Annotated in this window: 6 protein-coding genes; 4 read left to right on the top strand and 2 right to left on the bottom strand. The window is 63.6% G+C overall.

Annotated elements, in window-relative coordinates; all coding sequences use genetic code 11:
• Positions 1 to 80 precede the first annotated feature (80 nt).
• On the bottom strand, positions 81 to 812 hold the full coding sequence (locus CIT37_RS37325) for a transglutaminase-like cysteine peptidase (RefSeq protein ID WP_028140668.1): 732 nt from the start codon (positions 810 to 812) through the stop codon (positions 81 to 83).
• A gap of 618 nt (positions 813 to 1,430) precedes the next feature.
• Between CIT37_RS37325 and CIT37_RS37320 the strand changes: the two genes are divergently transcribed.
• Together CIT37_RS37320 and CIT37_RS37315 are read left to right on the top strand one after the other, a co-directional pair.
• Positions 1,431 to 6,815 carry a VCBS domain-containing protein gene (locus CIT37_RS37320; protein ID WP_095426863.1) on the top strand — a complete coding sequence of 1,795 codons (5,385 nt, stop codon included), beginning with the start codon at positions 1,431 to 1,433 and terminating at the stop codon, positions 6,813 to 6,815.
• Between the two features lie 74 nt (positions 6,816 to 6,889).
• The gene (locus tag CIT37_RS37315) at positions 6,890 to 9,121 is read left to right on the top strand and encodes a CHASE2 domain-containing protein (protein ID WP_038973125.1); all 2,232 of its coding nucleotides are present in this window, start codon (positions 6,890 to 6,892) and stop codon (positions 9,119 to 9,121) included.
• Positions 9,122 to 9,467: 346 nt separating this feature from the next.
• On the opposite strand, the gene CIT37_RS37310 is transcribed toward CIT37_RS37315, so the two are convergent.
• A complete protein-coding gene (locus CIT37_RS37310; protein ID WP_161966273.1) occupies positions 9,468 to 11,063 on the bottom strand; it encodes an ABC transporter substrate-binding protein in 1,596 nt (531 codons plus the stop codon).
• Positions 11,064 to 11,262: 199 nt separating this feature from the next.
• Here CIT37_RS37310 and CIT37_RS37305 point away from each other — a divergent pair, with 199 nt between their 5' ends.
• Complete coding sequence (locus tag CIT37_RS37305; RefSeq protein WP_095426865.1) at positions 11,263 to 12,918, top strand: ABC transporter substrate-binding protein; 1,656 nt, start codon at positions 11,263 to 11,265, stop codon at positions 12,916 to 12,918.
• A 195-nt stretch (positions 12,919 to 13,113) separates the two neighbouring features.
• Positions 13,114 to 14,067 carry an ABC transporter permease gene (locus CIT37_RS37300; RefSeq protein WP_028140664.1) on the top strand — a complete coding sequence of 318 codons (954 nt, stop codon included), beginning with the start codon at positions 13,114 to 13,116 and terminating at the stop codon, positions 14,065 to 14,067.
• Positions 14,068 to 14,210 lie beyond the last annotated feature (143 nt).

Below are 14,210 nucleotides of genomic sequence, written 5' to 3'. Positions count from 1 at the left end.
GTTCGTAGCCTGGATGGAGAGAAGCGTAATCCGGGACTCGTACGACAAGCGACAGCGGCCCCGGATTGCGCTGCGCTCCATCAGCGCGCCTCGGCGGCGACCATCGAAACCTGCATCGGTTCGTCGACATATTTCATCACGGCCGACTGATGGAGCGCGAACAGCGGCTGGTAGCTCCGCGCAGCGTCGTCCTCGACCATCGCCATGCGGCGGTTGTCGAGCATCAGCCAGCGGCCGTCGAGGCGCGCGGCGACAACCGCGTGCTCTTCGCCGGCCCTGACGTCGCGCACCACGAGGATGCGGAGGTCCTCAGGCGCCACGCCCGCCAACCGCAGCGCGGCCAGCTTGGCGATGGCATAGTCCTCGCAGTCGCCGGCGCCGCGCGCGAAGGTCGCTAGCGGCGAGCCCCAGACGTCGTCGATGCCGTCATTGGCGGCCCGGATGGCAAGGTTGATGGCGCGGTTGGTCTCGCCGAGCCGCGCGCGGCCGTCGCGGGCTCGGGCCTGGTCGACGATGGCGAGCAGCTTCAGGGCCGCCGGCGAAGCGCAATTGTCCCGGTCACCGTCGCATAACGCGAGCTGCACCATGTCGCCGTCGAGCTTGTCTTTCAGCGCGAGCCATTTCTGTTGCAGGCTGCCGGCGGAGATGGCGAAGGCGAACACGCCGAACGGCTCGGCGGATTTGCGCACGAGCAGGCCTGCGCCCGGCGACAGCAGCGTGCCGGCGCGAAGCTCGGCGGCTGATCCGAGCAGGACCAATCCGCACAGGACAAGGATTGCGCGCCAGGCGCGCGAGCGAGCAGCGGTCTCCATCTGACATCCCCTTCCCGAGCTTCGTCAGATCCCCCTCGACCTGAACGTGCCGGGCTTTGTTGCTTTCGCGGAGATAGTGCGAGACGGGCCGTTTTGTTCTGCTTAACGCGCCCGGCTGGGGTTCCAAAACCGGGGAACAGCCTGAAATGGACCTGCCCAAATTGCGTAAAACTTTACGATTCGCCGGCTAGGAGTGTCCGGCTGCCGCGAAATGGAGCCAATTGCAGACACAGGTTGTGGGGGTGCCGAATCTGGGTCCTATGGCTAACGCCCCCCTATTTCATGGGGTTCTGTTAGTTAGGTCACAGATTTAACTCCGTATTTGCCGCAGGATGCCGCGGAACCTCGCGAAGGAAAGATGACGCAAGTATCTGTTTCGTTACTATGTCAGATTACTTTGGATGACTGGAAATGCGTGGAAACAGGCCGAACTCGACTTCCGAATATTTGAGAGATTACTTTCGCTTCTCTGTAGCGGCGCCAAGCCGTGGGGCCTCTTGGGGCCAAGTGATGCGAAATCACACAAGCAATAGATGGTATCGCTAAGGACTTGCTAATGCTATGCAAGCTTAGGCGGTCGATACTTACTTAAATTTTAACCCTTTTTACGGTGCCCGGTTGAACTACGCTGGCCAATTTGACGCCGCGATTTCCTTGGACGGCCAGGGTTCCCGTTCGCCCGCGGGCAGTCATGTCGATTCCTTTACGGCGAAGGCGCATGGTCACGTGCCTGAGGGCGCGTTCGTTGTTCCCGACCCCAACCTGATCTTCAACGGCGAATTCAAGCGCACGGGTCTCGATCTCGTGTTGTCCCACGAGGGTCACGAATTCGTCGTTCACGATTATTTCCGGGGCGAAAAGCGTGCCGCGCTGGCCTCACCCGACGGCGCCCATCTCACCGGCGAAATCGTCAACGCGCTCACGGGCCATGTCCAGGTCGCTCAAGCCGCCCCCGGCGGCGCTGCTGCGGCCCAGGTCATCGGCCACGTCACCAAGCTCGTGGGCAGCGCGACCGCGATCCGCAACGGCGTCTCGGTCATCCTGAACAACGGCGACAACGTCGAGAAGGGTGACGTGGTCTCGACCGGCGCGGATTCCACGCTCGGCATCACCTTCATCGACGGTACCGTGTTCGGCCTGTCCTCGAATGCGCGGATGGTGCTGAACGAGATGGTCTACGACCCCAACGGGTCGAGCAATTCCTCACTGCTCAGCCTGGTCGCCGGCACCATCACCTTCGTCGCCGGCGAGACCGCCAAGCACGGCGACATGAAGATCGACACGCCGGTCGCCACCATGGGCATCCGCGGCACCGCCGTGCTGACCCAGATCAACTTCGTCGTTCCCGCCGGTGGCGGCGATCCGCAGCCGCAGGCGAGCTTCCAGGTGCTGGTCGAGCCGAACGGCACGACGGGCTCCTACATCCTGTTTGACAAGGTCACGCTGCTGCCGATCGCGACGGTCAACCAGGCCGGCCAGATGATCCAGATCAGCGGCGGCAACGTCTCGATCTCCAATGCGCTGATGTCGCCGGACGTTCAGAAGCTGATCACGGACGTGTTCACGCTGAAGTTCACCGACAACAACACCAACACCAAGCTGACCACGAACTTCACCGACACGCTCACGCCGATGAGCCTGGACGTCGTGTTCAAGTCGGGGGGCGGCGCCGTCGCGACCGCGACATTCGTCAATCTCAATTCGCAGGGATCGGAGGCGCCCGGCGCGTCTACGCCGCCCATCGTGCGTATCCCCGGCCAGCCGATTGTGCAAAGCTTCGACGCCGGCGGCAATGTGAAGACGGCGTTCGCGCTGACCGAGCGTGCTGACGCGACCGGCGACACGCATTCCGATACGATTTCCGGCCTGATCAGATTCGTCGATCAAAACCTCGGCGACCGGCCGACGGTGAGCATCAGCCTCGCCGAAGCGCCGAACTACGTCTACAAGGACGCCGGCCAGCACGACGTCACCGGCTCGCTCTCGGCGCTCCAGAAGCAGGACATCGCGGCGACGCAGATCCAGATCAACGTCGCCCCCGACGCTGCCAACGAAAACAACGGCTCGGCGGTCTGGACTTACACGATCCCGGACAAAGTCTTCGACTTCCTCGCCGCCGGCGAAACGCTGGCGCTGACCTACATGGTCCGCGTCGACACCAATTTCTCAGTCAGCCCAGAGTCGAAGCTCATCCCGATCACCATTACGGTCACGGGCACGAACGACAAGCCCACCGTCGCGACGTCGGGTGGAACCGTCATCGAGAAGGTCGGGACCGGCAACGAGACTCTGGATACCATCACAGGCACCGTCACCTTCACCGACGTCGACCTGACAGACCGGCCGATCGTGAATGCCGCGCTCTCGTCCACGCAGCCGTTCAAATATCTCGATGCCGAAGGCAACGATATCACGTCGACGCTGACGCCGCAGCAACTCGCGGCGATTGCCGCCGTCGAGGTGCCGCTGACCGTGGTACAGGGCGCGGGGAACGGCAACAACGGCTCGGCCACCTGGACCTACAGCGTTCCCGACCATCTTTTCGATTTCCTCGCCAAAGGCGAGAAACTGACCCTCAACTATGTGGTGCAGGTCGACGACGGACACGGCGGCGTCGTCAGCACCCCGATCACGGTGTCGATCAACGGTGCGGACGTCAATGTCGAGGGCACCAACGACGTGCCGACGATCGTCGAAGATCTGACCACGCCGACCGGTGCGGTGACCGAGGATACGGCGGCCACGCTCGCCGCCAACGGCACCATCACATTCAACGATCCTGATCTCACGGACACGCACACCGCGAGCTTTTCGCTGAAGTCGACGATTTCGACCACGCATCTGCCGGGCTTCAGCGACGGCACCTCGCATATCGGCACGTTCGCGCTTGCCCCGGTGGTTGAAAGCCCGGGCGCCAGCTCCCGCGGGTCAGTGGGCTGGACCTTCACGCTCGACGACAACGACCCGGTGCTCCAGTCGCTGGCCGAAGGGCAGACCATCACGCAGGTCTATACTGTCAGGATCGACGACCATCACGGTGGGACGGTCACCCGGGACGTCACGGTCGTCATCACGGGCAAGAACGACGCGCCGACAGTCACCAGCGGTGCCGCGGCGGCGACAGGTCATGTCGTCGAGGACGCGGACCTGACGCTGTCGATCGGCGGTACGCTGGCCATCCAGGATCTCGACCTGATCGACACCCATGCGGCGCAGGCGGTGTTCAAGTCGTCGTCCATCAGCTCGGCTCTGCCGGGCTTCGATGCCGACAGCACGCACATCGGTACGTTCACGATCGATCAGTCGGTGCTCGAGTACAACTCCGACACGAGCAATGGCGCGACGCTGGGTTGGCACTTCAGCCTCGACAACAGCAATGCAATGCTGCAGTCGCTGGCGCAGGGCCAGACCATCACGCAGGTCTATACCGTTACGTTCGACGATCATCATGGCGGTACCGTCAGCGAGGACGTCACCGTCACGATCACGGGCGTCAATGATGCACCGACGATCACGAACGATGCCGCCGCAGCGACGGGCGCGGTGACCGAGGATGAGTGCGCCTCGCTCACGGCCGACGGCACGCTGGCGATCCAGGATTTGGACCTGACCGACACCCACACGGCGGCGTGGTCGTTCAAATCTTCGTCGGTCAGCTCGAACCTGCCGGGCTTCGGGACCGGCTCGCATATCGGCACCTTCACGATCGATGCGGTGTCCGAATCCAGCACTGACGGTAACAACGGTGCGACGTTGGGCTGGCACTTCACGCTCGACAACAACGATCCCGTGCTGCAGTCGCTCGCGGAAGGGCAGACCATCACCCAGGTCTACACCGTGACGTTCGACGACCAGCACGGCGGCAAGATCAGCCAGGACGTGACCGTCACCATCACCGGCACCAACGATGCGCCGACCGTCTCCTACGCCACGTCGGACGACATGGGCTTCGACGGCCACACCATCGCGGTCGGCGCCGCGCCGACGGTCGCCACTGATGACGTGACGCTGGACGGCCGGGTGAACTGGAACGGCGGCGCCGAGGCTGGTCACGGCCAGATCCTGTTCTACAACGGCAACACCTCGACGACGGGCTTTGGCCTGCTCGGCACGGTCAATGCCAACGACACGATGGAGCTGCAGATCCTCGCGGGCGGCGTCCAGATCGCCGATACCGGCGTGGCAATCGCCGCGTCACAGTGGCACAACATCGCGCTGACCCGCGAGAACGGCACCTTCTCGCTCTATCTCGACGGCCATCTCGAATATTCGCAGGCATGGTCGGTCAACCCGATCGACGGCAGCCCGTCCAATCCGTCGCACTCTTACATGATGATCGGCGGCGCGAGCGAGCCGGGTGCGGCGGGCTTTGGCTCGGAAGGCTTCTTCGGCTCGATCGCCGACGTCAGCGTCTGGACCGACGCGCTGACGCAGGTTCAGATCCAGTCGATCGATTTCACCGCGCTCAGCGGCCACGAGACGGATCTGGCCGCGTACTATCAGCTCGGCGGCGGCAGCGGCAACACGGTCGCCAATTCGGTCAACCCCGCCCAAAGCCTCGACATCGACCTTGCCGACCTCAAGGAAACCAATGAGGGGCTGGACACTCACGGCGTGCTGACGGTTTCCGACGTCGATGCGACCGATCACGTCACGGTGTCGGTCAGCCACGTGCAGGCCTATCTCGACGGCGTGCTGCAAACGGACAGCGTCGGCGGGCTGTCGAATGCCGACCTCCTGGCGGATCTCACTGTCCCCTCGGGCTACATCCTCGACGGTACCGCGACTCATACGCAGTTCACCTGGAACTTCAATTCGCACGGACAGGCGTTCGATTTCCTCGGCGCCGGCCAAACGCTGTCGCTGCAATACACGATCGTTCCGGCCGATGGTGTCGGCGCGGGCACCGGTGCAGTCGTCACCGTCAACATCGCCGGCAGCAACGACGCGCCGACGCTCGCAGATCTCCACATCGGTCCGCTCTCGGACACGGCTGCTGCCGACACTTTCTGCGATCTGACCGGGACGTTGGCGGGCAACGATGTCGACACCGGCGAGACGGCGACGCTGACCTATGCCGTCATCAACGCGGATCACCACGCGGCCACGACAGCTAGTGGACTTTACGGGACGCTGACGGTCAATCCCGATGGCAGCTACAGCTACGTTCCGAACGCCGCCGCGATCAACGCGCTGACCGACGGCTCCTACGCGGATATCTTCACGGTCCAGACCACGGATGTGCACGGTGCAACCGGCACGGCCACGCTCACGATCGACGTGACGGGCGCGAACGAGGCCGGCGGCCCGGTCATCGGCACCGGGAGCTTCCAGGTCGAGCACATCATCGAGAACAGCAACGACATCATCACTGATCTCGTCGTCGTCGATACCGATGCAGGCGTAGCTGCGGATACGTTCACCGTCACGCTGTCGACTGCGCATCCGGACGTCAGCAGCGTCTATTTCGCTCCGATGACGGGTTCACTCGACGCAATCAACGCGGGCCTCGCGAGCGGCGGTACTGGCGTCGTCTACGATCCGACAGGCGCCAGCGCCGATGACTACCCGCAGCCGCCCGTGACCGACCGGGTCACCCTGACCGTCGCCGATTCAGCCGGCCACTCCGACACGGTCAACTTCATCTTCGTCGCGGGAGCGAGCAGCCAGGATATCATTCTGGCAGGCGCCGACGGCAAGGACGTCATCTTCGCGACCGAGTCGAACGATACGCTGATCGGCGGCGGCGCCAAGGACCAGTTCGTGTTCGCGCCGACGTCGTCGCAGACCGCGGTTCAGCACACCGTGAATGACTTCGAGACCGGCCTCGACAAGATCGACCTGCGGCAGTTCACCAGCATCACGTCTTGGACGCAGGTTTCGCAGCACGCGGCGCAGCAGGGCGTCGATACCTTGCTGACGCTCGACAGCAACGACAAGATTCTCCTGAAGAACACAGTCGTCGGCAATCTCCACGCCAGCGACTTCATCGTTCATTCCTGACGCTCGGGCGCGTCGATCGTCGGCATCTGCGATCGGCGCTGCCATTGATCGTCAATGCATGATATTCCACCAGCATGAAACGTCTCAAGATCCTGCGGCGGTGGTTTGCACGGAAGCTGGGCTTTGCGCGGCTGATGTGCCTTGCGCTGCTGGTCATATTCGCCGGCGCGCGCCTGTGGGATCCGCTGCCGATCCAGGAATTGCGGCTGCGCACCTTCGACATGTTCCAGCTGATCGACCCGCGCCACAAGACATCGCGGCCGGTCGTCATCGTCGACATCGACGACAAGAGCCTCGCCAGGCTCGGACAATGGCCGTGGCCGCGCACGCGCATCGCCGACCTGATCCAGAACCTCACCGATAGCGGCGCGGTGGCGATCGGCTTCGACGTGGTGTTCTCGGAGCCCGACCGGCTCAACCCGGAGCTGGTCGCGAGCCAGATGCGCTATCTGGACGACGCCACCCGCGCCAAGCTGCGCGAACTGCCGAGCAACGACCAGGTCCTCGCCGACGCGATCAAGCGCTCGCGGGTGGTGCTGGGTGAGACCGGGCTTCCAGAGGTCCTGTCCGAGCTCGATAAATCGCTTCCGTTCACGGGCGTGGCCACGCTCGGGGAGGAGGGCGCCGAGCGCTTCCTGTTCGAATTCCCCGGCCTGCTCCGCAACGTGCCGATCATCGAGAAGATCGCGGCCGGTCGCGGCCTGTTCTCGATCCGGACCGAGCGTGACGGATTGATCCGCCGCGTGCCGATGATCATGCGCGCCCAGGGCAACATCATGCCCTCGCTCAGCCTCGAGATCCTGCGTGTCGTCACGGGAACGCCGACCCTGCTGGTCCGCACGGACAAGGCCGGTATCAGGTCGATCCGCCTCAAGGGCCTGGAAGTTCCGACCGACAAGAACGGTCAGCTCTGGGTGCACTATGCCCGCCGGGATCCTTCGATCTACGTGTCCGCGGTCGACGTGCTCGACAACAGCCTGCCGCCTTCCAGGTTCGCCGGCAAGCTGGTGCTGGTCGGTACCTCCGCGGGCGGATTGAACGACATCAAGACGACGCCGGTGTCACGGGCCATGCCGGGGGTCGAGATCCACGCCCAGGTGCTGGAGAGCGTGCTGAGCGGCGCGGTGATCTCACAGCCGAATTATGCGCTCGGCGTCGAATTGCTGGCCGCGCTCGTCATCGGCCTGCTCGTGATCATCTTCACGCCGAATCTCGGCCCTGTGCGCCTCGTGCTCGCGGGTGCGACCTTCGCCGCCATCCTGGTCGGCGTGTCCTGGTTCTTCTACGCACAGTACCGCTACCTCATCGATTTCACCTATCCGCTGCTCTCGACCACTGCGGTCTATCTGACGCTGATCTTCGCGAGCTTCGTGCGCGAGCAGCGCCAGCGCGTGCAGATCCGCGGGCAGTTCGCGCAATACATGTCGCCGGTTCTGGTCGAGCAGCTGGCGCAGTCGCCGGAAAAGCTCGTGCTCGGCGGCGAAGAGCGCGAGATGACGATCATGTTCTCGGACGTGCGCGGCTTCACCACGATCTCGGAAAGCTACAAGCAGGACCCGCAAGGCCTGATTGCGCTGATGAACCGCTTCCTGACGCCGCTCACCGACGTGATCATCGAGCGGAAGGGCTACATCGACAAGTACATGGGCGACGCCATCATGGCGTTCTGGAACGCGCCGCTCGACGATGCCGAGCACGAGGTCAACGCCTGCGAGGCCGCGATCCAGATGCTGGAGCAGATCGACGCGGTCAACAAGGAGCGCGAGCAGGAATCCGCCGACGGCGGTCATGTCTACATTCCGCTCAATGTCGGCATCGGCCTCAACACCGGCATCGGCGTGGTCGGCAATATGGGATCGGACCTGAAAAAGAATTATTCGGTGCTCGGCGACAGCGTGAACCTGGCTTCACGCCTGGAAGGCCAGTCGAAGGAATACGGCTTCCCGATCATCGTCGGATCCAGGACCGCGCTTGCCGCCAAGGACAAGTTCGCGATCCTCGAGCTCGACTTCATCATGGTCAAGGGCAAGACCGAGCCGGAGGTGATCTACGCTATCGCCGGGCGCGAGGACGTGATGCACTCAGGCGCCTTCCAGCGCCTGCGCAACATCACCATCGAAATGCTCGGCTGCTACCGCGGCCGCGACTGGCAGGGCGCACTCGATGCGATCGAACGCGGCCGTCGCAGCGAGGATGCCGACACGCTGGAAAAGCTGTTCAGGCTCTACGAGGCGAGGATCAGGGATTTTCAGATCAACCCGCCGCCGGAGGGTTGGACCGGGGCATATGCGCTGCTGACGAAGTAGTGGGGAGGCGTTGTTTGCGTTGCCAGCGCCTCAAATTCGCTGTCGTCCCCGCGAACGCGGGGACCCATAACCCCAGGGGGTGGTTGCCGCGCGAGATTGGCAACCACGAGTCTTCGTCAAACGACTCCCTGTGGTTATGGATCCCGGGTCTGCGCTGGCGCTTGCCCGGGACGACAGTGGTGGTTGATACGGCAGCTTGGCTCAAACGCCAGCGACGTCCATCAACTCTCGTAGGGTGGGCAAAGGCGCGCTAGCGCCGTGCCCACGATCCTGCTCCGCAATGCCGAGGTGGTGGGCACGCTTCGCTTTGCCCACCCTACGACACTACGACACCTGTGTTTGCCGCTCACTCCATCCCGATCGTCGTCAGATCCTGAAACCAATGCTGCGCCTGCACGAACCGCTTGATCTTCGGCGACAGTGCGTGCGGGTTGGTATCGTGCACGACCCAGACCAGCGTGGCGTCGTCCACGATCAGCGCGTGAGCCTGGGCCAGCAACTCGTCCTGTTTGGCGCTATCGAATGTCTGCTTGGCCTCGTCGATCAGAGCATCCACCTTCGGGTTCTTGTAGCCGCCCCAGTTGACCCCCACAGGCGCGATCTGGCCCGAATGGAAGAAGCGGACGATGGCGTAGAGCGGGTCTGAGGTGACATAGGCGATGTTGTTGGCGGTGATGCCGGCGTTGATCTCGTCGGCCGCGCCCTTGCGCCAATGCGTATACAATGTCTCGAGCTCGACCACTTTGAAGTCGATGTCGATGCCGATCTCCTTAAAACTCTGCTGCAGGAATTCGTTCATCGGCAGCGACAGCATCTGGCCGGTGCCGCCCTGTGCGATGATGAAGGTGGCCTTCAGTGGTTTCGCCTTGGAGTAGCCGGCCTCCTCGACCAGCGTCTTCGCCGCAGCCAGATCATATTTCAGCTCGAAGCCCGGCTTGCCGAACCACGGGCTGGACGGGTCGACCTGGCCCTTCGCGGGCTTGGCGAGGCCATTCATCAGCCCGACCACGGCGTCGCGGTCGATCGCAAGGTTCAGCGCCTTGCGCAGGCGGATGTCGGTCCAGGGCGAGCCCGGCAGCACGCTGAGATGATAATTCCAGACATGCGGTGTGACGTTGTCGACGAGCTTCATGCCGGCGGCTTTCAGCTGCGGCACGGCATCCGGCGCCGGCGTCTCGATCAGATCGACTTGCCCCGCCAGCAGCGCGTTGGTGCGGGTCAGCGCTTCCGGCATCGGCACCAGCACGATCTTGTCGGCCTTGGGAATGCGCTTCTTGTTCCAGTAGTCTGGGTTCTTGCTGAGTTCTGCAAGCTCGCGCGGCACCAGCTTCGTCAGCTTGAACGGGCCGGTGCCGGAGGGCTGGCTCGCGAACTTGTCCCAATCCTTGCCGAGCTTGTCGTACTGCGCCGGGCTCGACACCAGGAACCACAGCATCTGATAGGGAAAGAAGGAATCGACCGTCTTGGTGGTGATCTCCACGGTGAAATCGTCGATCTTGGCGTAGCTCGCAACGGAGGGGAGGCGGGTCTTCACCTGCGCGCTCTGGCGCTTGTCGAATTGCGGCGCCTTGTCGTTGAGCACCTTGTCCAGATTCCAGATCACGGCGTCGGCGTTGAACTCGCTGCCGTCGTGAAACCTCACGCCCTTGCGAAGCGTGAAGCGCCATTTGGTCTTGTCGGCATCATCGACCTTCCAATCGGTCGCAAGCCCCGGCACCAGCTTGCCGGGCCGGTCGGCGACGTCCATCTCCCAGGCCACCAAGGGATCGTAGATCGTGTAGGCCGTGAACTGATAGGCGCCGGCGCCGCGATCGGGCTGACCCGTGGTGAGCGGAATGTCCGCCATCGAGATGCCGTAGCGCACCACGGTTTCGGCGCGCGCCGAGATTGCGGACAACGCCAGTGCAAGCACGGCGAGACAAATCGATAGACGAACACGCATGGCCCAGAGCTCCCAGGGGATTTCGAGACCGAACTTGCAATCTTGATGCCAGAATAGGCAGCGCGGCGCGTGGACCCGCCTGCGACCTACAAGGACTTGTCGTCGCAGGGCCAAATCGCAGAATAAGTTTCTCTTTGGCATAGCCATTGCATACGATTGCATCAAAAATAGTCATCGAAGCCGGAAAGGGATTGAGGCGATGCTTACTAAGAAGAACACGCGCGCGGCATGGATCGCGGTGCTCGCTCTAGCGACGGCGGCTGCATGGCCGCGTGAGGCCAGCGCCGACACCGTGCTGCGCATCGGCATGACCGCTGCCGATATTCCGCGCACGCTTGGCCAGCCCGATCAGGGTTTTGAAGGCAACCGCTTCACCGGCCTCACCATGTACGACGCGCTGACCGGCTGGGACCTGTCCTCCGCCGAGAAGGCGAGCGTGGTGATTCCCGGCCTTGCCACCGAGTGGAAGGTCGACGATGCCGACAAGACCAAGTGGGTTTTCAAGCTGCGCCCTGGCGTGACCTTCCACGATGGCTCCCCGTTCAACGCGGATGCCGTGGTGTGGAACGTCGAGAAGGTGTTGAAGCAGGACGCGCCGCAGTTCGACGCCAGCCAGGTCGGCGTCACGGCCTCGCGCATGCCGACGCTGGCCTCCGCCAAGAAGATCGACGACATGACGGTCGAGCTCACCACCAAGGAGCCCGACAGCTTCCTGCCGATCAACCTCACCAATTTGTTCATGGCGAGCCCGGCGAAGTGGCAGCATTTCTATGACAAGGCCGAAGGCGCCGACGCCAAGGCCAAGTCGCAGGCGGCATGGACGGCGTTTGCCAAGGACGCTGCAGGCACCGGCCCGTGGAAGATGGCGAGCTTCACGCCGCGCGAGCGGCTAGAGCTCGTCAAGAACGCGAGCTATTGGGACAAGGCGCGCGTGCCCAAGGTCGACAAGATGGTGCTGTTGCCGATGCCGGAAGCCAACGCCCGCACCGCGGCGCTGCTCTCCGGTCAGGTCGACTGGGTCGAGGCGCCGGCGCCGGACGCACTGCCCGAGCTCAAGCAGCGCGGCTTCAAGCTCTACGCCAACGAGCAGCCGCATGTCTGGCCGTGGCAGTTCTCCCGCGTCGAGGGCTCGCCCTGGAACGACATCCGCGTGCGCAAGGCCGCCAACCTCTGCGTCGATCGCGAAGGTCTCAAGGACGGCCTGCTCGCCGGCCTGATGGTGCCGGCCACCGGCACCTTCGAGCCCGGTCATCCCTGGCGCGGCAAGCCGAGCTTCGAGATCAAGTATGACAAGGCGGCTGCGCAGAAGCTGATGCAGGAGGCGGGCTTCGGCCCCAACAAGAAGCTGACGGTCAAGACCCAGACCTCCGCCTCGGGTTCGGGCCAGATGCAGCCCTTGCCGATGAACGAGTATCTCCAGCAGGCCCTTGCCGAATGCTACTTCGATGTGCAGCTCGACGTCATCGAATGGAATACGCTGTTCACGAACTGGCGCCGGGGCGCCAAGGATCCGTCGGCGAACGGTTCGCACGCGACCAACGTGACCTACGCGGCGATGGATCCGTTCTTCGCCCTGGTGCGCTTCCTGCAATCGGGCATGGCGCCGCCGGTCTCGAACAATTGGGGTTTCATCAACAATCCCAAGTTCGACGAGCTGGTGAAGAAGGCCCGCCAGACCTTCGATCCCGCCGCGCGCGACGCCGCGCTCGCCGAGCTGCACGCGGCCTCGGTCGACGATGCCGCATTCCTCTACGTCGCCCACGACGTCGGCCCCCGCGCGATGAGCCCGAAGGTGACCGGCGTGGTGCAGCCGAAGAGCTGGTTCATCGACTTCTCGCTGGTGTCGATGAAGTAGTTCGCGCCACACGAACAGTGCACCCTCTCCCCTTGTGGGAGAGGGTGGCTTCGCGACAGCGAAGCCGGGTGAGGGGTCTCTCTCCGCGAGTGACCCTCTCGCTCATTCGATAATGCTGTATCCGCGGATAGATACCCCTCATCCGGCGCTTCGCGCCACCTTCTCCCACAAGGGGAGAAGGAAGAAAGAAGACCAGTGCTCGCCTATATCGCCAGACGCATCGTCTACGTCGTCCCGATCGTCATCAGCGTCGCGCTGGTGTGTTTCCTGCTCGTGCACATCACGCCGGGCGATCCGCTGGTCGCGGTGCTGCCGGCCGATGCCTCGCAGGAGCTCGCCGCGCAGCTGCGTACCGCCTATGGTTTTGACCGCCCGCTGCCGGTGCAGTTCGGCTTGTGGCTGATGCGCGCGCTGCACGGCGATCTCGGCAATTCCATTGCGACGGGGCGCCCCGTGCTCGCCGAGGTCATGCGCGCGGTCAGCAACACCGTCACGCTGGCGATTGCCGCCGCGATCATCGGCTTCACCATGGGCATCCTGCTCGGCCTGATCGCCGGCTATTTCCGCGAGACCTGGATCGACAAGCTCGCGACGTCCTTTGCCATCGCGGGCGTATCCGTGCCGCATTACTGGCTCGGCATGGTGCTCGTCATCATCTTCTCGGTGCAGCTGAACTGGCTGCCCGCGGTCGGCGCCGGGCCCGGCGGCTCCGCCACCTGGGCCTGGGACTGGGCGCACCTGCAATACCTCGTGCTGCCCGCGATCACGACATCGGTGATTCCCATGGGTATCGTCACCCGCACGGTGCGCGCGCTGACCGGCGACATCCTGAGCCAGGATTTTGTCGAGGCCCTGCGCGCCAAGGGGCTGCATGAGCGCGGCGTGTTCCGCCACGTCATCAAGAACGCCGCGCCCACCGCGCTCGCGGTGATGGGGCTTCAACTCGGTTATATGCTCGGCGGCTCGATCCTGATCGAGACCGTGTTCTCCTGGCCGGGCTCGGGCTTCCTGCTCAACTCGGCGATCTTCCAGCGTGATTTGCCGCTGCTGCAGGGCACGATCCTGATCCTGGCGCTGTTCTTCGTCTTCCTCAATCTCATGGTCGACATCGCGCAAGCCGCGATCGATCCGCGCATCAAGCGGGGCTAGTGGGATGAGGTGCCACACACTCAGTGTCGTCCCGGCGAAGGCCGGGACCCATAACCCCGGTAAGCGGTTGTGGGACGAGACGGCCACTACGAGTCTTCGCCAAATTACATTTCGTGGCTATGGGTCCCGGCTTTCGCCGGGAC

The organism is Bradyrhizobium ottawaense, from assembly GCF_002278135.3.
In the GTDB taxonomy this organism is placed as follows: Bacteria; Pseudomonadota; Alphaproteobacteria; order Rhizobiales; family Xanthobacteraceae; genus Bradyrhizobium; species Bradyrhizobium ottawaense.
This window is presented reverse-complemented; position numbering and strand designations above follow the sequence as displayed.

Bases quoted from the DNA above. Each gene is read 5' to 3' on its own strand.
- CIT37_RS37325 (WP_028140668.1), bottom strand. From the start codon at position 812: ATGGAGACCGCTGCTCGCTCGCGCGCCTGGCGCGCAATCCTTGTCCTG.
- CIT37_RS37315 (WP_038973125.1), top strand. From the start codon at position 6,890: ATGAAACGTCTCAAGATCCTGCGGCGGTGGTTTGCACGGAAGCTGGGC.
- CIT37_RS37310 (WP_161966273.1), bottom strand. From the start codon at position 11,063: ATGCGTGTTCGTCTATCGATTTGTCTCGCCGTGCTTGCACTGGCGTTG.
- CIT37_RS37305 (WP_095426865.1), top strand. From the start codon at position 11,263: ATGCTTACTAAGAAGAACACGCGCGCGGCATGGATCGCGGTGCTCGCT.